27 protein-coding genes are annotated in these 26,291 nt (G+C 68.5%); 12 read left to right on the top strand and 15 right to left on the bottom strand.

The features are described from left to right. Positions 1-18: 18 nt before the first annotated feature. From ACHMXA_RS22890 to ACHMXA_RS22900, 3 genes are all read right to left on the bottom strand, one after another. Positions 19-780, bottom strand: coding sequence for a DUF72 domain-containing protein (locus tag ACHMXA_RS22890; protein ID WP_395316413.1), 762 nt, complete (start codon positions 778-780; stop codon positions 19-21). After that, a complete protein-coding gene (gene xerD, locus ACHMXA_RS22895) occupies positions 755-1,669 on the bottom strand; it encodes a site-specific tyrosine recombinase XerD (RefSeq protein ID WP_395316414.1) in 915 nt (304 codons plus the stop codon). Before xerD ends, ACHMXA_RS22890 begins: the two co-directional genes overlap by 26 nt. A 70-nt stretch (positions 1,670-1,739) precedes the next feature. After that, the gene (locus tag ACHMXA_RS22900; RefSeq protein ID WP_176668161.1) at positions 1,740-2,714 is read right to left on the bottom strand and encodes a tripartite tricarboxylate transporter substrate binding protein BugE; all 975 of its coding nucleotides are present in this window, start codon (positions 2,712-2,714) and stop codon (positions 1,740-1,742) included. A 121-nt stretch (positions 2,715-2,835) separates the two neighbouring features. On the opposite strand from ACHMXA_RS22900, the gene ACHMXA_RS22905 reads away from it, so the two are divergent. Beyond that, positions 2,836-3,741, top strand: coding sequence for an AEC family transporter (locus ACHMXA_RS22905; RefSeq protein WP_395316415.1), 906 nt, complete (start codon positions 2,836-2,838; stop codon positions 3,739-3,741). Positions 3,742-4,387: 646 nt separating this feature from the next. On the opposite strand, the gene ACHMXA_RS22910 is transcribed toward ACHMXA_RS22905, so the two are convergent. After that, positions 4,388-5,140: a sulfite exporter TauE/SafE family protein gene (locus tag ACHMXA_RS22910; RefSeq protein WP_395316416.1), complete on the bottom strand. Its 753-nt coding sequence runs from the start codon at positions 5,138-5,140 to the stop codon at positions 4,388-4,390. Between the two features lie 45 nt (positions 5,141-5,185). Further along, on the bottom strand, positions 5,186-6,457 hold the full coding sequence (locus ACHMXA_RS22915) for an MFS transporter (RefSeq protein ID WP_395316417.1): 1,272 nt from the start codon (positions 6,455-6,457) through the stop codon (positions 5,186-5,188). 89 nt (positions 6,458-6,546) lie between these two features. Here ACHMXA_RS22915 and ACHMXA_RS22920 point away from each other — a divergent pair, with 89 nt between their 5' ends. The 4 genes from ACHMXA_RS22920 to ACHMXA_RS22935 all read left to right on the top strand — a co-directional run bounded on the left by ACHMXA_RS22920 (position 6,547) and on the right by ACHMXA_RS22935 (position 9,773). Then, the gene (locus tag ACHMXA_RS22920; RefSeq protein ID WP_176666956.1) at positions 6,547-7,425 is read left to right on the top strand and encodes a helix-turn-helix domain-containing protein; all 879 of its coding nucleotides are present in this window, start codon (positions 6,547-6,549) and stop codon (positions 7,423-7,425) included. A 61-nt stretch (positions 7,426-7,486) separates the two neighbouring features. Beyond that, positions 7,487-8,221, top strand: a complete 735-nt coding sequence (locus tag ACHMXA_RS22925) for a phosphatase PAP2 family protein (RefSeq protein WP_395316418.1) — start codon at positions 7,487-7,489, stop codon at positions 8,219-8,221. Positions 8,222-8,316: 95 nt separating this feature from the next. After that, positions 8,317-8,568 carry an acyl carrier protein gene (locus ACHMXA_RS22930; RefSeq protein WP_176666958.1) on the top strand — a complete coding sequence of 84 codons (252 nt, stop codon included), beginning with the start codon at positions 8,317-8,319 and terminating at the stop codon, positions 8,566-8,568. Next, on the top strand, positions 8,565-9,773 hold the full coding sequence (locus tag ACHMXA_RS22935) for a beta-ketoacyl-[acyl-carrier-protein] synthase family protein (protein WP_395316419.1): 1,209 nt from the start codon (positions 8,565-8,567) through the stop codon (positions 9,771-9,773). The genes ACHMXA_RS22930 and ACHMXA_RS22935 overlap by 4 nt, the downstream gene beginning before the upstream one ends. On the opposite strand, the gene ACHMXA_RS22940 is transcribed toward ACHMXA_RS22935, so the two are convergent. Continuing rightward, positions 9,770-10,681, bottom strand: coding sequence for a LysR substrate-binding domain-containing protein (locus tag ACHMXA_RS22940; protein ID WP_395316420.1), 912 nt, complete (start codon positions 10,679-10,681; stop codon positions 9,770-9,772). The two genes, ACHMXA_RS22935 and ACHMXA_RS22940, sit on opposite strands and share 4 nt — an antisense overlap. 147 nt (positions 10,682-10,828) lie before the next feature. On the opposite strand from ACHMXA_RS22940, the gene ACHMXA_RS22945 reads away from it, so the two are divergent. From ACHMXA_RS22945 to ACHMXA_RS22960, 4 genes are all read left to right on the top strand, one after another. Beyond that, positions 10,829-12,211, top strand: coding sequence for a M20/M25/M40 family metallo-hydrolase (locus ACHMXA_RS22945; protein ID WP_395316421.1), 1,383 nt, complete (start codon positions 10,829-10,831; stop codon positions 12,209-12,211). A gap of 96 nt (positions 12,212-12,307) precedes the next feature. After that, positions 12,308-12,769, top strand: coding sequence for a DUF2501 domain-containing protein (locus ACHMXA_RS22950; protein ID WP_176666962.1), 462 nt, complete (start codon positions 12,308-12,310; stop codon positions 12,767-12,769). An 82-nt stretch (positions 12,770-12,851) separates the two neighbouring features. Next, positions 12,852-14,570 carry a SulP family inorganic anion transporter gene (locus tag ACHMXA_RS22955; protein ID WP_395316422.1) on the top strand — a complete coding sequence of 573 codons (1,719 nt, stop codon included), beginning with the start codon at positions 12,852-12,854 and terminating at the stop codon, positions 14,568-14,570. 13 nt (positions 14,571-14,583) lie between these two features. After that, the gene (locus ACHMXA_RS22960; RefSeq protein ID WP_395316423.1) at positions 14,584-15,471 is read left to right on the top strand and encodes a LysR substrate-binding domain-containing protein; all 888 of its coding nucleotides are present in this window, start codon (positions 14,584-14,586) and stop codon (positions 15,469-15,471) included. Between the two features lie 10 nt (positions 15,472-15,481). Here ACHMXA_RS22960 and ACHMXA_RS22965 read toward each other — a convergent pair whose 3' ends face one another. Beyond that, entirely contained in the window at positions 15,482-16,063 is a 582-nt protein-coding gene (locus ACHMXA_RS22965; RefSeq protein ID WP_395316424.1) for a DUF3299 domain-containing protein, read from the bottom strand. Positions 16,064-16,190: 127 nt separating this feature from the next. On the opposite strand from ACHMXA_RS22965, the gene ACHMXA_RS22970 reads away from it, so the two are divergent. Continuing rightward, positions 16,191-16,724: a hypothetical protein gene (locus tag ACHMXA_RS22970; protein ID WP_176666966.1), complete on the top strand. Its 534-nt coding sequence runs from the start codon at positions 16,191-16,193 to the stop codon at positions 16,722-16,724. On the opposite strand, the gene arfB is transcribed toward ACHMXA_RS22970, so the two are convergent. The 4 genes from arfB to clpB all read right to left on the bottom strand — a co-directional run bounded on the left by arfB (position 16,693) and on the right by clpB (position 21,399). After that, entirely contained in the window at positions 16,693-17,100 is a 408-nt protein-coding gene (arfB, locus tag ACHMXA_RS22975) for an alternative ribosome rescue aminoacyl-tRNA hydrolase ArfB (RefSeq protein WP_176666967.1), read from the bottom strand. The two genes, ACHMXA_RS22970 and arfB, sit on opposite strands and share 32 nt — an antisense overlap. 4 nt (positions 17,101-17,104) lie before the next feature. Continuing rightward, positions 17,105-18,289, bottom strand: a complete 1,185-nt coding sequence (locus ACHMXA_RS22980; protein WP_395316425.1) for an acetyl-CoA C-acyltransferase family protein — start codon at positions 18,287-18,289, stop codon at positions 17,105-17,107. A gap of 134 nt (positions 18,290-18,423) precedes the next feature. After that, a complete protein-coding gene (locus ACHMXA_RS22985; protein ID WP_295982244.1) occupies positions 18,424-18,768 on the bottom strand; it encodes a hypothetical protein in 345 nt (114 codons plus the stop codon). A gap of 9 nt (positions 18,769-18,777) precedes the next feature. Next, positions 18,778-21,399: an ATP-dependent chaperone ClpB gene (gene clpB, locus ACHMXA_RS22990; RefSeq protein WP_176666970.1), complete on the bottom strand. Its 2,622-nt coding sequence runs from the start codon at positions 21,397-21,399 to the stop codon at positions 18,778-18,780. A 153-nt stretch (positions 21,400-21,552) separates the two neighbouring features. Between clpB and ACHMXA_RS22995 the strand changes: the two genes are divergently transcribed. Beyond that, on the top strand, positions 21,553-22,533 hold the full coding sequence (locus tag ACHMXA_RS22995; RefSeq protein WP_395316426.1) for a Bug family tripartite tricarboxylate transporter substrate binding protein: 981 nt from the start codon (positions 21,553-21,555) through the stop codon (positions 22,531-22,533). Between the two features lie 44 nt (positions 22,534-22,577). On the opposite strand, the gene ACHMXA_RS23000 is transcribed toward ACHMXA_RS22995, so the two are convergent. After that, positions 22,578-23,054, bottom strand: coding sequence for a molybdenum cofactor biosynthesis protein MoaE (locus ACHMXA_RS23000; RefSeq protein ID WP_176666972.1), 477 nt, complete (start codon positions 23,052-23,054; stop codon positions 22,578-22,580). Positions 23,055-23,321: 267 nt separating this feature from the next. On the opposite strand from ACHMXA_RS23000, the gene dapA reads away from it, so the two are divergent. Further along, a complete protein-coding gene (gene dapA, locus ACHMXA_RS23005) occupies positions 23,322-24,218 on the top strand; it encodes a 4-hydroxy-tetrahydrodipicolinate synthase (protein WP_395316427.1) in 897 nt (298 codons plus the stop codon). Here dapA and moaD read toward each other — a convergent pair. Genes moaD through mobB form a run of 3 tightly spaced genes read right to left on the bottom strand, consistent with a single transcriptional unit; the run spans position 24,205 to position 26,286 of the window. Then, positions 24,205-24,456, bottom strand: a complete 252-nt coding sequence (moaD, locus tag ACHMXA_RS23010; protein WP_395316428.1) for a molybdopterin converting factor subunit 1 — start codon at positions 24,454-24,456, stop codon at positions 24,205-24,207. The two genes, dapA and moaD, sit on opposite strands and share 14 nt — an antisense overlap. A 5-nt stretch (positions 24,457-24,461) precedes the next feature. Then, positions 24,462-25,748: a gephyrin-like molybdotransferase Glp gene (gene glp, locus ACHMXA_RS23015; protein ID WP_395316429.1), complete on the bottom strand. Its 1,287-nt coding sequence runs from the start codon at positions 25,746-25,748 to the stop codon at positions 24,462-24,464. After that, a complete protein-coding gene (mobB, locus tag ACHMXA_RS23020; protein WP_176666976.1) occupies positions 25,741-26,286 on the bottom strand; it encodes a molybdopterin-guanine dinucleotide biosynthesis protein B in 546 nt (181 codons plus the stop codon). Before mobB ends, glp begins: the two co-directional genes overlap by 8 nt. Positions 26,287-26,291 lie beyond the last annotated feature (5 nt).

A 26,291-nucleotide genomic window follows, 5' to 3' on the forward strand; every position in this document is an offset into this window, starting at 1 on the left:
TCCGTCTCCTCTTGTTGATCATTGATTTTCCAGCAGCCGCTGCAGCGACAGCGCGTTGCCCGTTGCCTCGCCGCCGGCCGTGTTGTCGAACACGCACCAGCACTGCGCACCCTCCTCTTTCGCGCGCTGCAGCCGCCGGGCGAGGCGCGCGAGCAGTTCTTCGTCGTAGGCGGACCAGTAGCGCCGCGGCGAACCGTGCAGCCGCAGATAGACAAGGCCCGCCCAGCCGCCGGGGGCCGCGGCTTCGTCGAACAGCACCGGGTCCGCGAGCACGCGGGCCACTTCGAAATTTGACAAGAACCCGTCGGCCTGCGGCGTGAACCAGCTGCGATGGCGCGGCTCCAGCACCACCGCGCCGCGGTGCCTGTGCCGCAGCGCGGTGAAGAAGCCGCGCACCGCTTCTGCATCGAACGCCAGGCTGGGTGGCAACTGCACGACCAGGGCACCCAGCTTGCTGCCGAGGCCCTCGACCTGCGCGGCAAACGCCTCGAAAGCCGGCATCGCATCGACCAGCCGGCATTCGTGCGTCACCGCCTTGGGCAGCTTGACCGCGAAGCGAAACCCTTCAGGCGTGCTCGCGGCCCAGCGCTCGTAGGTCTCGCGCCGGTGCGGCCGGTAGAACGAGGTATCGATCTCGACCGCGTCGAAGCGCTGCGCATAGCGCTCCAGGTGCGAGCCTTCGGCCGGAAACACCGGCCACAGCGCGCGCGGCAGGCTCCATCCGGCGCAGCCGATGCGGCAGTCCTGCGAAGGCTCAACCGCGCGGGTGGTGCGTGGCATGCAGCTGCTTCAGGCGCTCGCGCGCCACGTGCGTGTAGATGGTCGTCGTCGAGATGTCGGCGTGCCCCAGCAGCAGCTGCACCGCGCGCAGGTCGACGCCGTGGTTCAGCAGGTGCGTGGCGAAGGCATGGCGCAGCGTGTGCGGCGACAGCGGCACGTGGATGCCCGCCGCGGTGGCGTGCTTCTTCACGATGATCCAGAACATCACGCGCGTCATGCCGGCGCCGCGCGCGGTGACGAACAGGTCGGGTGTCTGCTGTCCGTCGAGGATGGCGGGGCGCGACTCTTCCAGATAGCGCTCGATCCAGCGCCGCGCCTCGCCGCCGAAAGGCACCAGCCGCTCCTTGCTGCCCTTGCCGAGCACGCGCAGCACGCCGTCGTTGAGGCTCATGTCGGTGACCTTGAGCGCCACCAGCTCGCTCACGCGCAGGCCGCTGGCGTACATCAGCTCCAGCATCGCGCGGTCGCGCAGGCCGAGCGGCGACTCGACGTCGGGCGCGGCCAGCAGATCGTCGACCTGCTTTTCGGAAAGCGTCTTGATGGCGCGAGGCATCTGCCGCGCCGGCACGAGCCGGATGCTCGGATCGGCCGCGATGCGCCGCTCGCGCAGCGCCCAGCGGTAGTAGCGCTTGAACACCGTGAGCCGGCGGTTCGCCGACGTGGCCTTGCCCTTGGTCGACAGCCGCGCGCCCATGTAGGCCTGCAGGTCCGTCTCCTTCGCGGCGTTGAGTGCGGTGCCGCTGCGCTGCGCGCCGAGCCACTGCGCGAACAGCGCCAGGTCGCGGCGGTAGGCCGCCAGCGTGTTCTTCGACAACCCGTCCTCGAGCCACAGGGCGTCGATGAAATCGTCGATCTCGGGTGTCGTCTGCGTGGCTGCCTCTGTGCTCATGCCTTGCAAGATAGCAAAAAGAAAAAGCCGCCCGGCATGCGGGCGGCTTCCCTGGTGCGAGGAGCGATCCTCAGTCGAGCTTCAGGTTCTGCTTCTTCACGACCTGCTTGTACACGTCGTACTCGGCCTTGATCTGCGCGGCGAACTGGTCGGGCGTGTTCGCCACGATCAGCGAGCCCGTGTCCTCGATGCGCTTGCGCACCGCCGGTTCTTCGACCGCCTTCTTCACGCCCGCGCTGATCTTCTCGACCACTTCCTTGGGCAGGCCCTTCGGGCCGAGGATGCCGTAGTAGGCCATGCGGTTCACCGGCTCCAGGCCCACTTCCTTGAAGGTCGGCACGTTGGGCAGCGCGGCCAGGCGCTGCGGCGCCGACACCACGATCGGGATCAGCCGGCCGCTCTGGATGAAGGGCATGGCCGAGGGGATGTTGTCGAACATGATCGGCACCTGGCCGGCCACCACGTCGTTCAGCGCCGGGCCCGCGCCGCGGTAGGGGATGTGCGTGACGAAGGTGTTGGTGAGGCTCTTGTAGAGCTCCATCAGCAGGTGGCCGATGCCGCCCGTGCCCGACGAGGCGTACGAGTACTTGCCGGGGTTCTTCTTCAGCTCGGCCACGAACTCTGCGTAGTTCTTGGCGGGGAAGCTCGGGTTGACCGCGATGATGTTCGGCGTGGCCGCGATGTTGATGATCGGCGTGAAGTCGTTGATCGGGTCGTACGGCGTCTTCGGATTGATGGCCGGGTTGGCCGCCGTGCTCGACACCGTGGCGATGCCCAGCTTGTAGCCGTCGGGCGTCGCACGGGCGGTTTCGGCCGCGCCCACGATGCCGCCGCCACCGGCGCGGTTGATCACCACCACCGGCTGGCCCAGCACCTTGCCCAGCGGATCGGAAATCACGCGCGCCACGATGTCCGTCGTGCCGCCCGGTGCGAACGGCACGCTCAGTTCGACGGGCTTGTTGGGATAACCCTGCGCAAAGCTCTGACCCGCCACTGCGACCAGTGCCGCGGCTCCCACCATCGCGCCCCATTGACGACGTTGCATCGAAAACTCCTTATTGATCTGACTTGGCTGATGTCGAAAAACGAAGCCCGGATGCTAGCGGCTAGCCGGCGGTCTCCGTGCTCTGGATTACCCATGGTCAAGCGGGTTTATCCTCGAAGCGGTGAATTACGCGCAGCTGCTCTTCCCCGACTTCTCCCTCATCGCCATCGGCTGGCTCCTGTGCCGCTACACCGCCCTCGACCGCCGCGTGTGGGACCAGGTCGAGAGCCTCGTTTACTACTTTCTATTTCCCGTCCTGCTCTTCCACTCGATCGTGCGCAGCCCGCTCGACTTCGGAGCCACGTCGAACCTGCTGACCGCGGGGCTGTGCATCGGAGCCTGCGGCATCGCGCTGGCCTATGCCCTGCCTTTCGTACCGGGCCTGCGCACGCACATCGACCGGCGCGACCACGCCGCCAGCACGCAGGTCGCGTTCCGCTTCAACTCCTTCATCTGCCTGGCGCTCGCCGAAAGGCTCGCAGGCTCCGAGGGTCTGCTGCTGATCGCCGTGCTCATCGGCGTGTGCGTGCCCATCTTCAACATCGCGGCCGTGTGGCCGATGACGCGGCATGCGCAGACGGGGTTCGTGCGGCAGCTGGTGCGCAACCCGCTGATCGTCGCGACCGTGGCGGGGTTGCTGGCCAATGTGCTGGGGCTGACCGTGCCCGGCTGGGCAACTCCCACGCTGACGCGGATCGGGGCTGCTTCGCTGGCGCTTGGGCTGCTGGCCGCGGGGGCGGGGATGAAGTTTTCCACCCTCGGGGCCGGGAAGGTGCTGGCCGTGTCTGTGCTGGCGATACGGCATCTGTTGCTGCCGTTGGTGGCCTGGGGGCTGGCTCGGGCGCTTCGGCTCGATGCTGCGCAGGGGGCTGTGCTGATGGCGTTTTCTGCTGTGCCTACTGCTTCTAGCGCTTATGTGCTGGCTGCTCGCATGGGGTACAACGGGCCTTATGTGGCGGGGCTGGTGACTTTGTCTACCTTGCTGGGGGTGGTTAGTTTGCCGTTTGCGTTGGCGTTGCCCCGGTGACGTTCTTTGGGGCTTTGCTTCCCGAGGCCGGGTCTCGGCCCGGCGGCCGACCTACTTTTCTTTGCCTCGCCAAAGAAACGTAGGCAAAAGAAAGGCGACCCTACTGTCTGCGTCCCTGCGCTTCGCTACGGGCAACCTGCGGTGCTCGACGTAGGAGGGGGTCCGCAGAACTCGCTTCGCTCAAACAGCTGCGGCCCTTATCCCTCCTACGCCTGCGCTCCTCGGCGCAGCCAGAAGGGAGCGACCCGCGCCATCGCTTCGCTCGGCTTCCTGAACAGCCTGGACTGGCCTTCGCTTTGCTCGGCGCGGACTCAATCCGCCCCCAACAACCAACGATCGATTCCAAGCACGGCGGGCGCGAAGCGCCTGCCGTGCCTTGGTGGCCGAGCAACGCGATGGCCCGCACGTTCCCCCTCCCCTCTGGCTGCGCCGAGGAGCGCAGCGTTTCGCGGATCAGGGCTCGCAGCTGTTTGAGCGAAGCGAGTTCTGCGAGACCCCGCGAAACGCGAGCACCGCAGGTTGCCCCGTAGCGCAGCGAAGGGGTCGCAGACAGTGGGGTCGCCTTTCTTTTGCCTACGTTTCTTTGGCGAGACAAAGAAAAGTAGGTCGCCTGCCGGGGCGAGTCCCGGCCCCGGAAAGGAATCGCTCAGCTACGAGAAAACAAGGCCGGAACAGCAGAAGCCAACAGAGCAACCCCAGAACCAGTCAACAACCCCAAGACAATCTTCCGAAACGCAACCTCACTGATCCCGATATAAAGCCGAGCCCCCAGCAACACAGGCACAGCCACCGCCAGCGCCACCACCCCCAGCAAAGGCACGACAGACCGCCCGATATTCCCGCTGAAGACGTGAATCCCGAACGCCACCAGCAACATCGACAGATTGAAGTTCTGGATCACCGCCCGCTGCGTATCCCGCTGAAACCCGCGCAACGTGCACCACAGCGTAGGAATGGTCCCCGAGAACCCGCCGATACCGGCCATCGCGCCACCGATCGCACCGGCCACCCCATCAGCCACGCGCCCGCCGAAAGCCACCTTCGGCAGATGCTGCGACATCAGCATCGCCGGACACCACAGCACCAGCAGCACGCCAAGGCAAAGCTTGAAGACGACAAGGTCCAGATGCGGCAGCAGCCAGACGCCGAACGGCACGCCCACCAGACCGCCAAGCAGGAAGGGCCAGAGAACGCTTTTGTCGAAGGAGCGCCGCACGGTGACAGCGGCAATCACCTGCCCCGTGAGTGCCCCGAACAGCGCGAGCACGGCGGCAAGCTGGGGCTCCAGTGTCCAGGCCCAGACAGACATCGCCACCAGGCCGAACGCAAAGCCCGACAGGCCCTGCACGAAACCCGCCAACACGGCGCCGGCGACCACATAGACATACAAGGCTTGCATGCGGTCGATGATATCGGCGGCACTTAGGCCGCGCGGCGCGCAGACTCAGGCGGAAGCCGGCACCACCAGCGCCGTGCGCCGCACGCGCCGCACGTTGAACGCGCTGGCGATCAGCACGCCCTGCACCAGCGCCAGTCCCACGATCACGCTGGTGTACTGGCCGTGGTCCATGAGCCGGCCGAACACCAGCGGTGCCACGGCCTGTCCGATGTCGAGGCCGGCGTAGACCACGCCGTAGACGCGGCCGGTGGCGTTGGGCGGCGTCGACTTCTTCACCAGCAGGTCGCGCGACGGCCCGGCGACGCCTGAGACGAAACCCATCGCGCCGAAGAGCACCGGCACGATGATCGGCGGGAAGTCGGCAAAGGCCAGCATCAACGCCAGCGCGGCGGCCAGGCCGAAGCCCACGCCCACGATGCGCTCGCAGCGCGACGGGTCGGAAGCAAGGAAGCCGCCCACCACCATGCCCGCGGCGCTCGCCACCATGTAGACCGTGAGGCACACGGCCACCAGCGCCACCGGCACCGCGTGCAGATGCCCCGCGGCCACGGGCGCGAAGGTCTGCACCACGCTGATCACCACGGCATAGAAGAAGAAGAAACCGAAGCACATCCACACGGCCGGGATGCGCAGGAAGTCGAACTCGCCGCCCGAGTGCGCGGCTTCGCCCTGCCCCGTGGCCTTGTGCACCGCCGCCGCATCGAGCGACAGCACGCTGCGATAGATCCACAGCACCAGCAGCACCAGCAAGGCCACCGCACCGGCCGATGCCAGCGCCACGCGCCACGAGAAGGCAATCGCGATCGGCACCACGAAGGCCGGCGCGAGCGCCCAGCCCAGGCTGCCGGTGATGCCGTGCACGCTGTAGGCATGGCCCAGGCGCGTGGGCGCAACCTTGCGGTTGAACAGCGTGTAGTCCACCGGGTGGAACACGCCGTTGCCGATGCCGCCGACCACCGCGCACAGCAGCAGCATCCAGTAGCTCTGCGCCAGGGCATAACCGAAAGCCGCCAGCCCCAATGCCCCGAGCCCGACGAACAGCACCGGCCGCGGCCCCAGCTTGTCGACGATGAAGCCCGAGGCCGCCTGCACGATGCACGAGACCACGAAGAACACGGTCAGCACCGCGCCCAGCTCGACATAGCTCACGTTGAACGCGTCCTTCAGCCAAGGGAACAGCGGCGCGAGGATGAGCTGGCTGAAGTGGCTGACCGCGTGGGCCAGGCCGACCAGGCCGATCAGCTTGGCATCGCTGCCCAGGGTGTTGGAGGAAGGGGAAGCGGCGGGAGCGGCGCTCGTGGGCGAGTTGGAAGACATGGATTGCTACAAAAAATCGGGGCAGGCGTCGATGCTATGCGTCGGGGACGCGGCAGAATGGCGATACAGCGACAACATTTGTCGAAACCATGCCAAGCGCCGCCTCACCCACCTCCAGGAGCGCCGCGTCCGCCGCCAGGCTGCGCGGGCCCACCCCGATCAACAGCGTCGCCTCCCTCACGCCGCACCTGTTCGCACCCGACGCTGTGCGGCCGCTGCGCGCCAAGGAGCACTTCCTGAGCGCTGACACGCTGGTCGAGCTTCACGAGCACCCGTGGCCGCAGCTCACTTTCTCCACGCGCGGCGTGATCCGCCTGAGCACGCAGGACGGCAGCTACATCGTGCCGCCCTCGCGCGCGCTCTGGGTGCCGGCCAACATGCCGCACAGCATCACGCTGATCGAAGACGCCGAACTGCGCACCATCTACCTGCACGCCTGGATCGCGCCCTCCTGGGAGAAATGCGAGGTGCTCGAGATCAGCCCGCTGCTGCGCGCGCTGATGCTGGCGCTCGACACCACGCCCGACGGCCTGCCGCCGGCCGATGCGCATGCGCCGCAGCGCGAGCGGATGATCGCGCCGCTGCTGGTCGACGAACTGGAGCGCGCCACGCAGATCCGCATCGACGTGCCGCTGCCCACCGACAAGCGCCTGCGCCAGCTCTGCGAGACGCTGCTGCGCAACCCGGCCGACCGCGCCACGCTGGCCGAGCGCGCGGCGGCCATCGGCGCCAGCGAGCGCACGGTGGCGCGCCTGTTTCGCGACCAGCTCGGCATGAGCTGGCAGCAGTGGCGACAGCAGGCCGTGATGGCGCATGCGCTGCCGCTGCTGGCGCGCGGCATGGCGGTGAGCCAGGTGGCTGCGGCCAGCGGCTACGCCACCGACAGCGCCTTCTGCGCGATGTTCAAGGCCGCCACGGGCCGCTCGCCCACCTCGTTCCAGCACCGCAAGCGGGCCGCGCCCGCCTGACGCGGCGAAGCACCGGCGGGCGCTTCGCGGCGCTCTGGCAAGATCGGCGGCCGACAACACCATGCACTCTCCGATCTCCCTGAACGCAGCCCCCGTCGCCAGGCCGCCCACGTGGACCGCCGACATCTGGCTGCGCGTGCGCCGCCACTTCCTGCTGAAGGCAGTCGGCACCACGGTCTTCACGTGGCTGTTCTTCATCGGCTACTTCCACCTGCTGCGCAACCCGGTCTTTCCGATCGAGGTGATGCCGCTGACGCCGCTGGACCACCTGCTGCCCTTCCAGCCCTACCTGCTGGGCCCGTACCTCTCGCTGTGGGTGTACGTGGGCATCGCGCCGGGGCTGCAGCTGACCTTCCGCGAGCTGGTGGTCTACGGGCTGTGGATCGGCGGGCTGTGCGTCACCGGCCTGGGCATCTTCTATTTCTGGCCGACCCAGATACCTCCCTTGGCCATCGACGTCTCCGGCTACCCGGGCTTCGCGATGCTGCAGGGCGTGGACGCGGCGGGCAACGCCTGCCCGTCGATGCATGTGGCGGTGGCCATCTTCACCGCCATCCGCATCGAGGACGTGCTGCGCGAGGCGCGCACGCCGGCCTTCTGGCGCTGGCTGAACTGGGCCTGGTTCGCTGCCATCGCCTATTCGACGCTGGCGGTCAAGCAGCACGTGGCGCTCGACGTGGCGGCGGGCGCGCTGCTGGGCATGGCGTTCGCCCTGCCCTCGATGCGCTGGCGCCCGGGCGGGCGGGAACGCAGGGATTCCCCTCGCGTGGGAGCGGATATCATCCGTAAACACTGACCACTCACCACTGGCCGACGAGGAAGGGATCGATTGACTCAAGGACCGCACAGGGCGGCGATCGATCGGCGGCACACGACGACAGGCATTGCACGATGAGTTCGCTGAAGGAATTGCAGGACCTGATCCACGAGAAGTACGGCATCGAACCGTCGAAGCTCGACCCTCACGCCTCCATGCGTGAGACCGGCGGACTCGATTCGCTGGCCCTCGCCGAGTTTCTGTTCGCCATCGAAGACCACTTCGGCATCACCATGCCCGACGAGGACGCGAGCATCGACACCCTGGCCGAACTCTCCGTGCTGGTCGACAAGGTCAGGGCCGAGAAAGCCGCGTCGGCGTCGTGAACCACGAAGTCGCCGTCACCGGGCTGGGCGTCGTGGCGCCGCACGGCGACGAGCCCGGCGCCCTCTTCCAGGTCCTGCTGCAGGGCCGGTCGGCCATACAGCCCGTTTTCCCTGAACTACCCAAACCGGCAGCGGCGGCCACCGTCGCCTTCGACGAGACCCGCTGGTTCACCAAGCTGCAGCTCGCTGGCGTCGACCGCGTGAGCCAGCTGGCCGTGGCCGCCGCCGACCTGGCGATGCGCGACGCGGGCCTGGCCGTTTCCGACGCCGACCCGGAGCGCGTCGGCGTTTTCTCGGGCTGCGGCATGGGCGGCGCCGCGGCACTCGAGGCGGCCTATCGCGGCAACGGCCGCGTGTCTCCGCTCACCATTCCCGCCTTCATGCCCAACGCACCCGCCGCCCACGTGGCGATGCGCCAGGGCGTGAAGGGCCCGGTGCTCACCTACTCGGTCGCCTGCGCCTCGTCTTCGGTCGCGATCGCCGAAGCGGCCAAGGCCGTGCAGCGCGGCGAGGTCGACATCGCCATCGCCGGCGGCAGCGAAGCGCTGATCGTGCCGGGCGTGGTGGTGGCATGGCAGGCCATGCAGACGCTGGCCGGCTTCCAGCCGGGCGAAGCGGCCGGCGCTGTAAAGCCCTTCGCCACCGACCGCAGCGGCTTCGCGCTGGGCGAAGGCGCGGCCTTCCTCGTTCTCGAATCGGCCGAGCGCGCACGCGCGCGCGGCGCCCGCAGCCACGCCACGCTGGCCGGCTGGGGCCTGAGCAGCGACGCCACCCATCTCACCAAGCCCGACGCGCCGGGCCAGGCCCGCGCGCTGCGCGCCGCCCTGCGCCTGGCCGGCCTGCAGCCGCGCGACGTGGGCTACTGCAACGCGCACGGCACGGCCACGCGCATCGGCGACGTGGTCGAGCGCAACGCGCTGGCCGACGTGTGGGGCGACGATCTCGACACGCTGCGCGTGAGCTCGACCAAGGCGCTGCATGGCCACATGCTGGGCGCGGCGGGCGCCATCGAGGCGATCGTCACGGTGATGGCGCTGCAGCAGCGGCAGCTGCCGCCCAACGCGAACTGCCGCGAGATCGATCCGGAATGCAGGCTCGACCTGGTGACGCAGGACGATACGGCGGCACCGTCGCTCGAAGCCGCCATCAGCAACTCCTTCGCCTTCGGCGGCACGAACTCGGTGCTGCTTTTCAGGCGCGCCTAGGCGGCCACCGCCTGCAGCGGAGGCGCGGCCGCCGCGCGCAGCCATGCCACGAAGGCGCCGACCAGCGGGTCGTCGGTGCGGCTCGGCGCCACGAACACGCTGTAGCCCCGGCTCGAGGGCGCACGGTGCGGGCAGGCCAGCACCAGCTCGCCCGAACGCAGTTCGCGCTCCACGAAATAGTCGGGCACCAGCCCCACGCCAAGGTCGGCGCGAACCGCCGCGACCAGCGACGAGAACAGGTCGAAGCGGTGCCCCGCCACGAGGTTGTCCGGGGCGCGCAGGTTCGCCACCTGCCCGAACCACTCCTCCCACGCCCCCATGCGCGTGCGCAGCTGCAGCAGCTGTGCCGCGCGGAAGTCGCCCCGCGCCATGGCCCCGCGCCCCTTCGCCTGGGGTGAACACACCGCGACGCAGGACTCGCCCATCAGCGGCTGGGCATTCGCGCCCGGCCATACGGCGTCGTCGTACTGCACGCCCACGTCGAAGGGCTGGTCCTCCATGTAGAGATGCGTAGGGAACACCTGCAGGTGCAGGCTGCAGCCCGGATTGCGGGAGACGAACTCGGGCAGCCTCGGCGTGAGCCAGCCCTCGGCCAGCACCGGCACCGCCCCCACCAGCAGGCGCAGGCCGTCGGTGCGCTGCGCCATGGCTTCGAGCGTGTGGTTCTGCAGCCGCAGCAGGTCGCCGGAGATCTGCCCGTGGTAGCGCTGCCCGGCCTCGGTGAGCTCGGTGCCGCGCGCGGTGCGCTGCACCAGCCGCACGCCGATCTGCTCCTCCAGCAGCCGCAGCTGCTGGCTCACCGCGCTGTGCGTGAGGCACAGCTCCTCGGCGGCCTTGCCGACGCCGTGGTGCCGGGCCACCGCGTCGAAGATCAGCAGCGCTCGGGTGCTCGGAATGTGGCGGCGCATGAGGGCTTCGTTAGAAAAACTGACAACGCGGAAGATTAAACCAGAGCGCGCGCCTAACACAGCCATAAGAATCGCTGACGACGGCGCTGCACCGGCGGCGCCGATCTCGATCCGGCCCGCTTCAAAAAACCAGGACACCTCCACACCATGCCCCGCACCGCGTCACCTCGTTCCGCCGCACTTCGCCTCGCCCCCCTCATCCGCGTCCTTGGCCTCGCCCTGGCCTCGGCCGCCGCCGGCTTCGCGCACGCCCAGGGCGGCAGCGTCGCGGCCCCGCCCGCGCAGGTGCGGCCCGAAGTGGACAAGGCCTACACCCAACTGATGGCCTCGCCCGCCATCCAGAAGCTGCTGGACGCGGTCAAGGCCGATCACGACCGCTCGGTCGAAGACCTGAAGATGCTCACCGAGATCGAAGCCCCGCCCTTCAAGGAGCAGAAGCGCGCCGAAGCCTTCCTCGCACGCATGAAGGCGCTGGGCCTCGCCGACGCGAAGATCGACGCCGAAGGCAACGTGGTCGGCCTGCGCAAGGGCACGGGCAACGGACCGAAGCTGCTGATCTCGGCCCACCTCGACACCGTGTTCCCCGCCGGCACCGACGTGAAGGTGAAGGAACGCGACGGCAAGCTCTACGCGCCCGGCATCTCCGACGACACGCGCGGCCTCGCGGTGCTGCTGTCGTGGCTCAAGGTGCTGAACGACAACAAGATCCAGACGGTGGGCGACCTGCTCTTCGTGGGCAACGTGGGTGAGGAAGAGCTCGGCAACCTGCGCGGCATCAAGGCGATCTTTCGCGACAACCTCGACATCGACGGCATGGTCGGCCTGGAGCCCGCACCCGACGGCACCGTGCTGATGCTGGGCACCGGCAGCCACCGCTACGAGGTGAGCTTCAAGGGCCCCGGCGGCCACAGCTACGGCGCCTTCGGCCAGGTGCCGAGCGCCATCCACGGCATGGGCCGCGCCATCGCGAAGATCGCCGACATCCGCACGCCGAGCTTCCCCAAGACGACGTTCACGGTCGGCACGGTCGGCGGCGGCACCTCGGTGAACACCATCGCACCGGATGCGCGCATGGCGGTCGACATCCGCTCCGACGACATGGCGCCGCTGCTGGAGACCGAGAAGAAGATCCTCGCGGCCATCGACGAAGCCGTGGCCGAGGAAAACAAGCGCTGGAACGTCAACACGCTGAGCGTGAGCACCAAGCTCATCGGCGACCGTCCGGGCGGCCGCACGCAGTCGGACACGGTGATCGTCGAGGCCGCCACGCGCTCGAACGCCGCGTTCGGCCACAAGACGCTGCTGACCGGCGCGAGCACCGACGCCAACTTGCCGATGTCGCTGGGCATCCCGGCCATCATCATCGGCGGCGGCGGCAAGACCGGCGGCTTCCATGCGCTGTCGGAGTGGATCGACGTGACCGACGGCTGGAAGGGCGCGCAGAACTCGCTGGTGACGGTGCTCGGCCTGGTCGGCGTGCAGGGCACCAGCGCGCCGCTGCTCGAAAAGCGCCCTCCACGGTCGAAGTAAACACAGGCGCAAGGGCGACTGCGGCCGGGGCCTCGCCCCGGCGTCTCCGTTATGCTGGTGGCCGCTTTCCACCACGCGTACCGACAGGAGGACGACATGCACGCCCGTTCAACCCTCATCGCCCTGGCGCTGCTCGCCGCGGGCGCCTCGGCGCAGGCCAACAACCTGCTCGACCAATTGAAGGAAAAGGCCGGCGAAGCCGCCAGCGCCAACTCGCAGGGCGGCACCGGCAACGCGGGCGGATCGGCGCTCGGCAACCTGGGCAGCAGCCTGGGCTTCAAGATGCCCGCCGTCGGCACCAGCACCATGGGCAACGCGGCCGGCGTGCTGCAGTACTGCGTGAAGAACAACTACCTGGGCGGCGACGCGGCCTCGGTGAAGGACAAGCTGCTCGCCAAGATCACCGGGCAGAAGAAGCAGGAGACCGGCTTCGCCAGCGGCGCCAAGGGCCTGCTGCAGGGCGGCGACGGCAAGTCGCTGAACCTCAAGGGCCTGTCGTCGAAGGTCAAGGAAAAGGCCTGCGACTACGTGCTCAAGAACGCCACTTCCTTGATCTGACCCGGCTACACATTCCGCATCGCTTTCGCGCGGCGCACCGCGCATGTGCCTGCAGTTTTCTCCCGTGCGCCCGCAAACTTCCATGACCCCGGCTGCCCCCTCTCCTTCCCTGCGCCAGCGCCTTTCGCGCTGGGTTCCGTGCCTGGCCTGGCCCCGCCCTTCCGCCGCGCTGCTGCGCAACGAGGCGATGGCCGGCATCACCGTGGCGCTGATGGTCATTCCGCAGGGCGTCGCCTATGCGGCGCTGGCGGGCATGCCACTGGTCACCGGGGTCTACGCAGCGCTGTTCCCGGCGCTGGTCGCGGTGATGTTCAGTTCGTCGCAGCGGCTGTCGGTGGGGCCGACGGCGCTCACCAGCCTGCTGGTGGGGGCCTCGCTCGCGCCGCTGGCAGTGGCGGGCAGCGCCGAGTGGGTGGCGATGGCTGTGTGGCTCACGCTGATGTCGGGCGCGATCCAGATCGTGCTGGGCGCGGGGCGCTTCGGCTGGCTGCTGCGGCTGGTGAATTCGCCGGTGCTCATCGGCTTCACGCAGGGCGCGGCAGTGCTGATCGCGATCTCGCAGCTGCCGGCGCTGCTGGGCTTCACGGGACGGACCATTCCGCAGGTGCTGAAGGGCGGACCGCTGCCCGACCTGGTGGCCATCGCCTTCGGGCTGGGCAGCATCGCGGTGCTGTGGCTGGGCAAGCGCCTGCTGCCACGCTTTCCGACAACGATGGCACTCGTGGCCGGCGCAGCGGCTCTCAGCTGGCTGGCCGACTACGCGCTGCGCGGCGGCGCGGTGGTGGGCACGCTGCCCTCGGGCCTGCCCTCTTTCTACTGGCCGGGGCTGCTGCCGCTGAGCACCTTCAGCGCGCTGGTGCTGCCGGCGCTGATGATCACGCTGGTGAGCTTTCTCGAAACGGCTTCGAGCGCCAAGGTCGACAACGCGCGCGCCGGCACGCTCTGGAACGAAAACCAGGATCTGATCGGCCAGGGACTGGCCAAGCTGGCCTCGGGCTTCAGCGGTGCCTTTCCCACGAGTTCGTCGTTCTCGCGCTCGGCCATCACGCTGTATGCGGGCGCGCAGACCGGCTGGGCGACGCTCTTCAGCGTGGTCGTGGTGGCGGGCGCGCTGCTGTGGCTGATGCCGCTGCTCTATCACGTGCCGCAGGCGGTGCTGGCGGCGGTGGTGGTCACGGCCATCCTGGGGCTGGTGAAGCCGGCGAGCTTCACCGCGCTGTGGCGCATCTCGCGCATCGAAGCGGGCATCGCCTTCGGCACCTTCGCGCTGACCATCGCGACCGCGCCGAGCATCTACTGGGGCGTGCTCGGCGGCCTGCTGGCCGCGCTGGCGCACTACATGTACCGGCACCTGCACCCGCGCATCATCGAGGTGGGCCTGCATCCCGACGGCAGCCTGCGCGACCGCAACCTCTGGAAGCTGCCACCGCTGGCGCCGAACCTCTATGCGCTGCGCATGGACGCCGAACTCGACTTCGCATCCGCCTCCACGCTCGAACGCGCGCTCACGGTGGCCCTGGCCGAGCGGCCGCACCTCACCGACGTGTGCCTGTTCGCGCAGCCGATCAACCGCATCGACATCACCGGCGCCGAAGTGTTCGGCTCGATCCGCCGGATGATGGAATCCAAGGGCATCCGCCTTCACCTGAGCGGCATGAAGCTGCCCGCGATGCAGGTGCTGGAAAGCGCCGGGCTGCTGGCGCCGGGGCCGATGCTCTTCAGCTACCGCACCGACGGCGAGGCGCTCGCGGCGCTGATGCCGCGCGTCGAAGTGCCCGCGCAGCAGGAAGCCGCCGCCTGAGGCGCCATCGCCCATGAAGACCACCATCGAAGAGCTCGTCGCGTTCCGCACGGTGGTGGACACCGGCTCGATCACGGCCGCGTCGGAGCAGCTCTCTCAGACCGTCTCGGGCATCAGCCGCGCGCTGAGCCGGCTCGAGCAGAAGCTCGACACCACCTTGCTTCGCCGCACCACGCGCAGGCTCGAACTCACGGAGGAAGGCGCGGCCTTCCTGCAGCGCACGCGCGCGATCCTCGATGCCATCGACGACGCCGAGGAACACATGGCCGCGCGCCGCGAGCAGCCCGCCGGCCGCCTGCGCGTGAACGCGGCCTCGCCGTTCATGCTGCACGCCATCGTGCCGCTGGTGCCGGAGTTCCGCCGGCTCTATCCGCAGATCAGCCTGGAGCTCGACACCGACGACCTGCCCATCGACCTGCTGGAGCGCCGCACCGACGTGGCGATCCGCATCGGCCCGCTGCGCGACTCCACCCTGCATGCGCGACCGCTCGGCACGCACCGGCTGCGCGTGCTCGCGAGCCCCGCGTACCTCGAGGCGCACGGCAAGCCGCGCAAGGTGGCCGACCTGGCCGAACACGCGCTGCTGGGCTTCACCCAGCCCGAGTCGCTGAACCGCTGGCCGCTGCGCGGCGTGCATGGCGACGAATGGAACATCGCGCCCACGCTGGTGGCATCGAGCGGCGAAACGCTGCGCCAGCTCGCGCTGGCGGGCGTGGGCATCGTCTGCCTGTCGGACTTCATGACCGGCACCGACCGCGCCAACGGCGCGCTGGTGCAGGTGCTGGCGAAGGAGACTGCGGACGTGCGCCAGCCGGTGAACGCCGTGTACTACCGCAACACGCAGCTGTCGGCGCGCATCACGTCGTTCCTGGATTTCCTGTCGCAGCGAATGGGCAGCTGAGCGCCGTCGCTCACTGCGGCTGCTTCGCCACGAAGCGCTCGACCGCGGCCGATTTGATCTCGTAGCCGCTCACGCCCATGTCTTCCGACGAATAACGCGCCGCCTTCATCGTGCCGCTGACGTACACCGTGTCCATCGCGTGCAGACCCTTCACGACCGAGGCCGCGACCACGTGCACGATCTGGTTGGCCGGTGGCGGCGGGGTGTGGATGCAGGCGCCGAAGTACGGCACCAGCAGGAACTCGCGGATGCCGTCCTGCGTGTTGTCCAGCGGAACGACGAAACCTGCGAGCTTGGCGGGCTTGCCGTCGAGCGCGACGTTAACGGGGGCGTTGTCCCAGACGGCGCGCATCTCGTCGAGCATCTGGATGGCGCGGGGGTCGTTGTCGCGCAGGGCTTCGAGGCTGATGTTGCGGTAGCGCTTGGTGGGGTCCCAGCTCTTGGGGATCAGTTCTTCCCACTTGAGCTCGGGGGCCGCGGCGGTGCTTGCGTCTGGTTTCGCTGCCGCTCCGGGGCCGCATCCGCTCAGGAGCGCCGCGGCCGGAGCCAGCAGGAACGCGGCCAGCACGGCGCGCGATAAGGGCCTTCTCATGCGTGCGATTGTGATCGGCAGACGTTTCAACCCCGTGGAGCAGGGCCTTTTGCACTCAATTCATCCCAGATTGCGCAAATTTGTTGCAAAGCGCCAGAATGCCGCACCACGACACGAGGAGATCCGCATGGCACCGACAGGATGGCTGGGACTCACGTCCCTGGGGACGGTTCATACGGCGATCAGCCTGATCGCCGTCGTCGCAGGGCTGCTGGCCCTGTTCCGCTACAAGGAGATCACCATGCGCACCGGCCTCGGACGGCTCTTCGTGTGGACCACCGTGCTCACCTGCCTCACGGGCTTCGGCATCTTCCAGCACGGCGGCTTCGGCAAGCCGCACGCGCTGGGCATCATCACGCTGGCTGCGCTGGCGGTGGGCGCACTCGCCGGGCGGGGCGTGTTGTTCGGCAAGTGGGCGCGCTACATCGAGGCCGTCGCGTTCTCGGCGAGCTTCCTGTTCCACTGGATCCCGGCCTTCACCGAAACGCTCACGCGGCTGCCGCTGGGCGCCCCTCTGCTGCCGAATGCCGATGCGCCGGAACTCAAGGCGATCACCGGCGTGCTGCTCGTGCTGTACCTGGTCGGCGTCGGACTGCAGATCCGCCGGCTGCGCGGCGGCGGGGGAACGCTCAGTCCCGAACCGGCCCGCGCAGGCTCTTGATCTGCGAGCGCTGGCTCTTGCCTTCGAGCCGGCGCTGCTTCGAACCGTAGGTTGGCTTGGTAGCCCGCCGCACGCGCGGCGCGACGGCCACGCTGTCGACCACCGCCTGCAGCCGCGCGAGCGCGTCGGCGCGGTTCATCTCCTGGGTGCGGTGCTGCTGCGCCTTGAGCACGAACACGCCTTCCTGCGTGATGCGGCTGTCGCGCAGCGCGAGCAGCCTCTCCTTCACGTCGGCCGGCAGCGAGCTCGCATGGATGTCGTAGCGCAGGTGCACCGCGCTCGACACCTTGTTGACGTTCTGCCCGCCCGCGCCCTGCGCCCGGATGGCGCTGAAGTCGACCTCGTCGGGGTCGATCAGGACAGCCGGACGGAGCATGCGTTCAGACCCGCTCGAAGATCGCGGCGATGCCCTGCCCGCCGCCGATGCACATCGTGACCAGCGCATAGCGCCCCTGCACGCGTTGCAGTTCGGCGATCGCCTTGGTCGTGATGATCGCGCCCGTCGCGCCCACCGGATGGCCCAGCGAAATGCCCGAGCCGTTCGGGTTCACCTTGGCCGGATCGAAGCCCAGCTCCTTGATGACCGCGCAGGCCTGCGCGGCGAAGGCTTCGTTCGACTCGATCACGTCGAGGTCGCCCACCTTCAGGCCGGTGCGCTCCAGCACCTTGCGCGTGGCCGGCACCGGACCGATGCCCATGTACGCGGGCTCGACACCGGCATGCGCGTAGCCCACGAGGCGCGCCAACGGCTTCAGGCCCCGCGCCTTGACGCTCTCGCCGCTGGCGAGCACCACGGCAGCCGCTCCATCGTTGATGCCCGATGCGTTGCCGGCGGTGACGAGGCCGTCCTTCTTGAACGCGGGTTTCATCTTCGACAGCGTGTCGACCGTGGTGTCGGCGCGCACATGCTCGTCGGTGTCGAAGAGCACCACGCCCTTGCGCGTTTTGACCTCGACCGGAACGATCTGCTCCTTGAAGCGGCCTGCCGCGATGGCGGCCGCAGCGCGCTGCTGGCTCAGCACCGCCAGCTCGTCCTGCTGCTCGCGCGTGATGCCGTAGCGCGCGGCCACGTTCTCGGCGGTGATGCCCATGTGGATCTTCTCCCACGGGTCGTGAAGGATGCCGAGCATGTAGTCGACCAGCACCGCATCGCCCATGCGTGCGCCGTAGCGTGCCGAAGTATCGAAGTACGGCCCGCGGCTCATCGACTCCGAACCGCCGCCGATGGCGATGTCGCAGTCGCCCAGAGCGATGGCCTGCGCCGCCGACACGATGGCCTGCAGGCCCGAGCCGCAGAGGCGATTCACGTTGAAGGCCGGCGTCTCGATGGGGCAGCCCGCGTCGATGGCCGCCACGCGGCTCAGGTAGGCGTCCTTCACGTCGGTGGGGATCACGTTGCCCATGACCACGTGGCCTATGGCATCGGCCGCGACGCCGCTGCGCTCGATGGCGGCCTTGACGGCGGTGGTGGCAAGCTGGGTGTTGGGCACGTCCTTCAGCGAGCCGCCGAAGGTGCCGATGGCGGTGCGGGCGGTGCCGACCACGAAGATATCGCGCGAAGTCATGGAATGTCTCTCCTGGATGAAAGCAGAAAGCCGCGGCTGGCGAGCAGCGGCTCCAGGAGGACGATTCTGACGGCGAACGGCGCGAGAGGCTGTCGCGCCTGGAATAGCCGGCGAGCGGCGCTGCCAGCCCGCTGTCAGCCGCGCGGAGAGACCGATTTCGGCGAAACGTCGGTCACGTCGCTGGCGCTGCCGCGAATGCGCACCGGGCGCTCCACCGATTCGCCGCGGGCACGGGCGTTGGCAACGTCGGCGGCGGTCGGTTCAGCTGCCTGTGCCGCATTGCGAAATCGATCGAAGCCCGAGCGGGGGTTGAAGCGCCCGCCCATGGAAGCCATCCAGGGCGTCACGGGCTTGCCCGTGAGGCGCCCCCAGGCGTAGCGAACGCCCCAGACGGCCGCCAGCAGCATGACCGCGACGGCCAGGCTGGCCGCGAAGACCAGCCCCAGGAGCAGAAGAATGACGCGTATTACGAAGTTCATCATCCGACTTTAGGCCGAAGCGGCCGCCGTTGGTTCCCCCGCCTTGCGGAAGGAGAACTGCCCCGGCGACAGGATCGGATCGGTCGTGACCTCGATCGTGTCCTTCGGCCCGAAGCTGCCGTCCAGCAGCAGCTTCGACAGCGGGTTCTCGATGCGCTGCTGAATGGCCCGCTTGAGCGGCCGGGCGCCGAACACCGGATCGAAGCCGACCTTGGCGATCTCCGCCAGCGCCGCCGGAGAAACCTCCAGCCCCAGGTCCATCTTCGCGAGCCGCGCCTGCAGCACCTTCAGCTGGATCGCGGCGATCGACTCGATGTTCTTCGCGTCGAGCGCGTGGAACACGACCGTCTCGTCGATGCGGTTCAGGAACTCGGGGCGGAAGTAGTTCTTCAACTCGTCCCACACCGCTTCCTTGATCTCGTCCGAGGGCTTGCCCACCATGGCCTGGATGATGGGCGAGCCGATGTTGCTCGTCATCACGATCACGGTGTTCTTGAAGTCCACGGTGCGGCCCTGGCCGTCGGTGAGGCGGCCATCGTCGAGCACCTGCAGCAGCACGTTGAACACGTCGGGGTGAGCCTTCTCGACCTCGTCGAGCAGCACCACGCTGTAGGGCTTGCGGCGCACGGCTTCCGTGAGGTAGCCGCCCTCCTCGTAGCCCACGTAGCCCGGCGGCGCGCCAATGAGGCGGGCGACCGAATGCTTCTCCATGAACTCGCTCATGTCGATGCGGATCAGGTGGTCTTCGCTGTCGAACAGGAAGCCCGCGAGCGCCTTGCACAGCTCGGTCTTGCCCACGCCCGTGGGGCCGAGGAACAGGAACGAGCCGGTCGGGCGGTTCGGATCGGACAGGCCCGAGCGCGAGCGGCGGATCGCGTTGGCGACCGCGCCGATGGCCTCGTCCTGGCCGACCACGCGCTCGTGCAGCTTGTCTTCCATCACGAGCAGCTTGTCGCGCTCGCCCTGCATCAGCTTGGCGACAGGGATGCCGGTGGCGCGCGCTACCACTTCGGCGATCTCTTCGGCGCCGACCTGGGTGCGCAGCAGCGTGGGCGCACTCGACTTGCCCTTGTTCGCCTCGCTGGCCTCGGCCTCCTTCAGGCGCTTCTCGAGCGCCGGCAGCTGGCCGTACTGGAGCTCGGCGACCTTGTTGAAGTCGCCCTTGCGCTTCCATTCCTCGATCTGGAACTTGATCTTGTCCACGTCCTCGCGCACCTGCGCGCTGCCCTGGGCCTGGGCCTTCTCGGCCTGCCAGATCTCGTCGTAGTCGGCGATCTCCTTCTGCAGCTTCTCGATCTCGTCCTCGATCAGGCCCAAGCGCTTCTGCGAGGCCTCGTCCTTCTCGCGGCGCACGGCTTCGCGCTCGATCTGCAGCTGGATCAGGCGGCGGTCGAGCCGGTCCATGACCTCGGGCTTGGAGTCCATCTCGATCTTGATCTTGGCCGCGGCCTCGTCGATCAGGTCGATGGCCTTGTCGGGCAGGAAGCGGTCGGTGATGTAGCGGTCGCTCAATTCGGCCGCGGCCACGATGGCCGGATCGGTGATCTGCACGCCGTGGTGCACCTCGTACTTCTCCTGCAGGCCGCGCAGGATGGCGATGGTCGCCTCCACGCTGGGCTCGCCCACGATGATCTTCTGGAAGCGGCGCTCCAGGGCCGCATCTTTCTCGATGTACTTGCGGTACTCGTCGAGCGTGGTGGCGCCCACGCAATGCAGCTCGCCGCGCGCGAGCGCCGGCTTGAGCATGTTGCCCGCGTCCATGGCGCCCTCGGCCTTGCCGGCGCCGACCATGGTGTGAAGCTCGTCGATGAAGACGATGGTCTGGCCCTCGTCCTTCGCGAGTTCGTTGAGCACCGTTTTCAGGCGTTCTTCGAACTCGCCGCGGAACTTGGCACCGGCCAGCAGCGCAGCCATGTCGAGCGACAACACCCTTTTGCCCTTGAGCGAGTCGGGCACTTCGCCCGAGACGATGCGCTGCGCCAGGCCTTCGACGATGGCGGTCTTGCCCACGCCGGGTTCGCCGATGAGCACGGGGTTGTTCTTGGTGCGGCGCTGCAGCACCTGGATGGCGCGGCGGATTTCCTCGTCGCGGCCGATGACCGGGTCGAGCTTGCCCAGCCGGGCGCGCTCGGTGAGGTCGAGGGTGTATTTCTTGAGGGCTTCGCGCTGGCCTTCGGCGTCGGCGCTGTTCACGCCCTGGCCGCCGCGCACGGCGTCGATGGCGGCCTCGAGCGACTTGCGGCTCAGGCCGTTTTCCTTCGCGATCTTGCCGACGTCGGCCTTGCTGTCGGCCAGCGCCAGCAGGAAGAGTTCGCCGGCGATGAACTGGTCATTGCGCTTGATGGCTTCCTTCTCGGTGGCCTGCAGCAGCTTGCCGAGCTCGGGGCCGACCTGCACGATGTCATGGCCCTGCACCTGAGGCAGCTTCTTGATGGCGGCCTCGGCCGCCTGCGTCAGGCCGGGGACGTTGACACCCGCACGCTCCAGCAGGGCGCGCGGGCCGTCGTCCTGGCGCAGCATCGCGAGCAGCAGGTGGGCCGGCTCGATGTAGGCGTTGTCGTTGCCCAGCGCCAGCGACTGTGCGTCGCCCAGCGCTTCCTGAAATTTGGTGGTGAGTTTGTCTTGTCGCATGGTGATATTCCTGCATCCAAAATAGGGCTGTTCGGGCACGATTCAAGGTTGCCGGTCCGGCCGGTGCCCTGGGCACGGGTATTGCACAGGATTCCTCATCTCCCGCCCGTAGGCATTTCTCTCTCTCGAATGGAGTCGATCATGGTTTTTTCAATGCGCGTTCAACCGGTGCGCCGGGCGATCAGCGTGGGTCTCTTCATGGCCGCAGCCGGGCTTTGCGGCCTTGCGCAGGCGCAAAGCGGCACGCCCGTGCGCCTGCTGGTGGGCTTTCCCGCCGGCGCCGGCAGCGACGCGATCGCACGCACGCTGGGCGAAAAGCTCAAGGACGTGCTGGGCGTGCCGGTGGTGGTCGAGAACCGCGCCGGCGCGGGCGGCCAGATCGCCGCGACGGTGCTGAAGTCTTCCCCGGCCGACGGCCACACGCTGTTCCTGTCGCACGACCACACCATCTCGATCCTCCCGCAGGTGGTGAAGAACCCCGGCTTCAACCCCGCCACCGACTTCGTGCCCGTGGCCGGCTTCGCCACCTTCGCCAACGTGCTGGCCGTCTCGGGCGGCACGCCGGCCAAGAGCCTCGACGAGTACGTGAAGTGGGTCCGCACCCAGAAGGGCGGCAAGGAAACCATCGGCATCCCGGCGCCGGCCTCGATCCCCGAGTTCCTGGTCAAGATGATCTCGGACAAGTACAAGATCGACGTGCAGCCCGCCCCCTACCGCGGCAGCGCCCCCATGACGGCCGACATGCTGGGCAACCAGATCACCGCGGGCATCGCCTCGGTGCCGGACTTCATCGAGAACCACAAGGCGGGCAAGGTGCGCATCGTGGCGTCCATCGGTGCCAAGCGCCAGGCGGTGATTCCGAACGTGCCGACCTTCAGCGAGCTGGGCTTCTCGAACCTGGACGACCTGCCCTACTACGGCATCTTCGCGCCGGTGGGCACGCCGCAGCCGATCATCGACAAGTACGGCGACGCGCTGCAGAAGGTGCTGGCCATGCCCGACGTGAAGCAGAAGCTCACGACGATGGGCCTGACGGTGGGCTACGAGCCGCAGGGCCAGTTCGCGGGCCGCGTGCGTACGTACACGCAGGCCTGGGAAAAGATCATCCAGTCCAGCGGCTTCAAACCCCTGTAAGGCCTGGCTCCCTCTCCCCAAGGGGAGAGGGAACAAGAGGCGAATCAGGCGTTCGGGGCGCTGATGCCCCAGCGCGCCAGCGCCGCGTCGTCGGCCACGCGCGCATCGACCCAGCGGGCGCCTTCGGGCGTCTGCTCCTTCTTCCAGAAGGGCGCCTGGGTCTTGAGGTAGTCCATCAGGAACTCGCAGGCCTCGAAGCTCTGGCCGCGGTGGGCCGAGACCACCGCCACCATCATGATCTGGTCTTCCGGCTGCAGCAGGCCGACGCGGTGGATCACGCGTGCCCCCAGGATGTCGAAGCGCCGGTGGGCCTCGTCGATCATGGCCTCGATGGCCTTCTCGGTCATGCCGGGGTAGTGCTCGAGTTCCATCGACGAGACGCTGCTGCCGTCGTTGCGGTCTCGTACCGTGCCGACGAAGCTGCAGACGGCGCCCACGCGTTTGTCGCCGGCGCGCAACGCGGCGACTTCCCGCGAGAGGTCGAAATCGTTCGTCTGGATCGAAACACGGGCAACGCTCATGTCCGAATTGTGGCATCGCGATAGACTGCGACGATGCCCTGCCTTGCCACGCCCACGCTCTTCCCGGTGCCTTCGCGCCTCGAAGACCGCCGCGCCGGCCAAGGCAGCAGCAACGACAAAGCCAAAAAACCAAAGCTCGTCTGACCGGAGCCGAGGTTCCGTCGTCGGATGAGCGACGGAACCCGCCAAAGGCTTTGGCCCCTCCTGGGTTGCGCGCGCATCGGACGATGGTTCTTTCCATCGGTCGATTCCTGAAAGGAAGCCCGCGTGCCTCAACAACAACCAAGCCCCACCACCCCCGACTTTTCCGGCTTCTGGGTGGCTCTCGTCACTCCGTTCCGCGACGGCGCGGTCGACCATGCCGCGCTCGCCGCGCTGGTCCGGCGGCTCGCCGACGAAGGCGTGACGGGTTTCGTGCCCTGCGGCTCCACCGGCGAAGCGGCCGCGCTGGACGAATCCGAGCAACTGGCCGTGCTCGACACGGTGCTGGGCGCGGCCGGTGGCCTGCCGGTCGTCATGGGCATTTCGGGCTATCACCTGGGCAAGGCCACGGCCTGGGCCCGCAAGCTCTCGGAGCGCCCGATCGCGGGCCTTCTGGTAGCCGCGCCGCATTACGTGCGCCCCTCGCAGGCCGGCCTGCTCGAATGGTTCCGCACCATCGCCGACGCCAGTTCGGTGCCCGTGCTGGTCTACGACATCCCCTACCGCACCGGCGTCACCATCACACGCGAGACGCTGCTGGCGCTGGCCGCACACCCCCGCATCCGCGGCATCAAGGACTGCGGCGGCGACATGGCCAAGACGCGCGCGGTGATCGCCGACGGCCGGCTGCAGGTGCTGACGGGCGAGGACCACCAGATCTTCGGCACCATGGCCGAAGGCGGCGCGGGCGCCATCGCTGCCAGCGGCAACGTGCAGACGTCCCGCTTCGTGCGCCTGGTGCGCCTGCTGGCGGAGAACCGTCTGGCCGATGCGCGCGCCGAATGGCAGCCGCTGCAGCCGCTGGTGGAGATGCTCTTCGCCGAACCCAACCCGGGCCCGCTGAAGGCGCTGCTGGCGCACAAGGGCGAGATGGCCGACGAACTGCGCTCGCCGATGACCCGGGCTTCCGACGGACTGCGCGAACGCCTCGTGGCGCTGGACGCCCGCCTCAGCCGCCCGTGACCGGCGGGAAGAAGGCGACCTCGCAGCCTTCCCGCAGCGCGGCGGCTTCGTCGCTCATGACCTGGTCGAGCGCCATTCGCACCGCCTTGCCGCGCGCGAGCGCGGTGGCGTAGGCACCGCCCCTGGCGATGAGCTCGTCGCGCAGTGCAGCGAGCGTCTCGGCTTGCGTCTCGACGGTTTCGCCGCTGCTGGAAAGCGCCTCGCGCACCGAGGCGAAATAACGGACCTGGACTTTCATGCGGCTCAACCCAGCAGCGACGCGAAGGGAATGAAGTCGACGACGTCGCCCGACTTGATCGTCTTGCCCGCCGCGTTGTCGACCACGCCGTCGCCCCAAACCATCGAGGTGAGCACGCCCGAGCTCTGGTTGGCGAACAGGTCGAGGCCGCCGGCCGCATTGCGACGAACGCGCAGGAACTCGCGGCGCTTGTCGGCGCGCGGCCAGTCGAAGTCGGCGCGCATCTGCACCGCCTCGGGCGCAACGCGCGCGGCGCCCTGCAGCGTCAGCAGGAAGGGCCGCACCAGCATCAGGAAGGTCAGGAAGCTCGACACCGGATTGCCCGGCAGCCCCGTCACATGGCAGGCGCCCTGCCCGCTGCTGCGTGCGATGGAGCCGTAGGCGAAGGGCTTGCCCGGCTTCATCGACAGCGACCACAGCTGCAGCTCGCCCAGCGACTGCAGCGCAGCGCGGATGTGGTCTTCCTCGCCGACGGAGACGCCGCCGGTCGTGATGATCAGGTCGCTGGCCTCGGCCGCGTCGCGCAGCGCCACGACGGTGGCTTCGCGGTTGTCGGGCACGATGCCCAGGTCGTTCACCTCGCAGCCCAGGCGATGCAGCAAAGCCCGCATGAAGAAGCGGTTGGAGTTGTAGATGGCGCCGGGCTTCATCGCGTCGGGCGCGACCTCGCCGGGCATCACCAGTTCGTCGCCGGTGGAGAGCATCGCCACGCGCGGCTTGCGCGCGACCTGCAGGCGGTCGAAGCCGACGCTCGCGGCAAGGCCGAGCGCGGCGGGCCCGAGGCGCTCGCCCTTCCTGAGCACCACGTCGCCGGAGGCCACGTCCTCGCCCGCGCGGCGGATCCATTGGCCAGCCGCCGGCACGATGGCGATGCGCACCGCGCCCAGGCTGCCTTCCTGCGGCACGGCGGTGGTGTCCTCCTGCATCACGACGGCATCGGCGCCCTCGGGAATCTGCGCGCCGGTGAAGATGCGCGCCGCGGTGCCGGGCACGAGCAGCGTGCCGACAGTGCCCGCGGGAATGCGCTGCGCCACCTTCAGCTCGGCGTCCGGCGCGGCGCAGTCGGACACGCGCACGGCATAGCCGTCCATCGCGCTGTTGTCGCGCGGCGGCACCGTGAGGCCCGAGACGAGATCCTGCGCCAGCACGCGGCCGTCGGCGTCGAAGGTGCCGACGCTTTCGGTGGGCAGCACCGGCACCGCCTTCGCGAGCAGCGTCGCGATCGCCTCGTCCAGGGGCATCAGCGGCGGACGCGAAGACGAAGCGGCGAAGGGGACGGGTGAATCAGCCATGGTGATCGGGGTTGTATTCGAAGCGCTCACCGCTGTCGACCAGCCACTTCGCAATGGCCTCGGCGTCGTTGAGGTCGAAGAGCGGCCGCTCGGTCGGCTGCGGCAGCCTGGCCGGCGCGTCGGTGGCCACGGCGACGACGAAGGGGTCGCCCGGGTACAGCACGGGCCGCACCGGCTCGCCCGCCTCCGGCTCGCGCCAGATCTCGATCTTGAGCACGTCGCTGTGCCGGAAGCCCTCGACCAGCACCCAGTCGGCCACCGGGTGCACCTCGGCCAGCAGTTGGTGCACGCTGAGCTCCACGGGCGCCTCGAACTCGCGCATCACGGCAAGCCGCTTGTCGGAGGCGACGACCACCTCGAAGGCGCCCGCCTCGCGGTGGCGATACGTGTCCTTGCCCGGATGATCGATGTCGAACTTGTGGTGCGCGTGCTTGACCACCGACACGCGCTGGCCCAGCCGCTTGAGCGCGGGAATGAGGCGCTCGAGCAGCGTGGTCTTGCCCGCGCCCGAGTAGCCGGCGAAACCGACGACCTTCATGCGCA

Source organism: Variovorax sp. UC74_104 (genome assembly GCF_044055375.1).
Lineage (GTDB): Bacteria > Pseudomonadota > Gammaproteobacteria > Burkholderiales > Burkholderiaceae_C > Variovorax.

Bases quoted from the DNA above. Each gene is read 5' to 3' on its own strand.
- ACHMXA_RS22985 (WP_295982244.1), bottom strand. From the start codon at position 18,768: ATGAACTTCGTAATACGCGTCATTCTTCTGCTCCTGGGGCTGGTCTTC.
- ACHMXA_RS22960 (WP_395316423.1), top strand. From the start codon at position 14,584: ATGAAGACCACCATCGAAGAGCTCGTCGCGTTCCGCACGGTGGTGGAC.
- ACHMXA_RS22920 (WP_176666956.1), top strand. From the start codon at position 6,547: ATGCCAAGCGCCGCCTCACCCACCTCCAGGAGCGCCGCGTCCGCCGCC.
- ACHMXA_RS22900 (WP_176668161.1), bottom strand. From the start codon at position 2,714: ATGCAACGTCGTCAATGGGGCGCGATGGTGGGAGCCGCGGCACTGGTC.
- ACHMXA_RS22925 (WP_395316418.1), top strand. From the start codon at position 7,487: ATGCACTCTCCGATCTCCCTGAACGCAGCCCCCGTCGCCAGGCCGCCC.
- ACHMXA_RS22890 (WP_395316413.1), bottom strand. From the start codon at position 780: ATGCCACGCACCACCCGCGCGGTTGAGCCTTCGCAGGACTGCCGCATC.
- ACHMXA_RS22955 (WP_395316422.1), top strand. From the start codon at position 12,852: ATGACCCCGGCTGCCCCCTCTCCTTCCCTGCGCCAGCGCCTTTCGCGC.
- mobB (WP_176666976.1), bottom strand. From the start codon at position 26,286: ATGAAGGTCGTCGGTTTCGCCGGCTACTCGGGCGCGGGCAAGACCACG.
- ACHMXA_RS22995 (WP_395316426.1), top strand. From the start codon at position 21,553: ATGCGCGTTCAACCGGTGCGCCGGGCGATCAGCGTGGGTCTCTTCATG.
- ACHMXA_RS22930 (WP_176666958.1), top strand. From the start codon at position 8,317: ATGAGTTCGCTGAAGGAATTGCAGGACCTGATCCACGAGAAGTACGGC.
- ACHMXA_RS22915 (WP_395316417.1), bottom strand. From the start codon at position 6,457: ATGTCTTCCAACTCGCCCACGAGCGCCGCTCCCGCCGCTTCCCCTTCC.
- ACHMXA_RS22950 (WP_176666962.1), top strand. From the start codon at position 12,308: ATGCACGCCCGTTCAACCCTCATCGCCCTGGCGCTGCTCGCCGCGGGC.
- ACHMXA_RS22980 (WP_395316425.1), bottom strand. From the start codon at position 18,289: ATGACTTCGCGCGATATCTTCGTGGTCGGCACCGCCCGCACCGCCATC.
- arfB (WP_176666967.1), bottom strand. From the start codon at position 17,100: ATGCTCCGTCCGGCTGTCCTGATCGACCCCGACGAGGTCGACTTCAGC.
- ACHMXA_RS23000 (WP_176666972.1), bottom strand. From the start codon at position 23,054: ATGAGCGTTGCCCGTGTTTCGATCCAGACGAACGATTTCGACCTCTCG.
- glp (WP_395316429.1), bottom strand. From the start codon at position 25,748: ATGGCTGATTCACCCGTCCCCTTCGCCGCTTCGTCTTCGCGTCCGCCG.
- ACHMXA_RS22940 (WP_395316420.1), bottom strand. From the start codon at position 10,681: ATGCGCCGCCACATTCCGAGCACCCGAGCGCTGCTGATCTTCGACGCG.
- xerD (WP_395316414.1), bottom strand. From the start codon at position 1,669: ATGAGCACAGAGGCAGCCACGCAGACGACACCCGAGATCGACGATTTC.
- ACHMXA_RS22970 (WP_176666966.1), top strand. From the start codon at position 16,191: ATGGCACCGACAGGATGGCTGGGACTCACGTCCCTGGGGACGGTTCAT.
- moaD (WP_395316428.1), bottom strand. From the start codon at position 24,456: ATGAAAGTCCAGGTCCGTTATTTCGCCTCGGTGCGCGAGGCGCTTTCC.
- ACHMXA_RS22945 (WP_395316421.1), top strand. From the start codon at position 10,829: ATGCCCCGCACCGCGTCACCTCGTTCCGCCGCACTTCGCCTCGCCCCC.
- ACHMXA_RS22965 (WP_395316424.1), bottom strand. From the start codon at position 16,063: ATGAGAAGGCCCTTATCGCGCGCCGTGCTGGCCGCGTTCCTGCTGGCT.
- clpB (WP_176666970.1), bottom strand. From the start codon at position 21,399: ATGCGACAAGACAAACTCACCACCAAATTTCAGGAAGCGCTGGGCGAC.
- ACHMXA_RS22910 (WP_395316416.1), bottom strand. From the start codon at position 5,140: ATGCAAGCCTTGTATGTCTATGTGGTCGCCGGCGCCGTGTTGGCGGGT.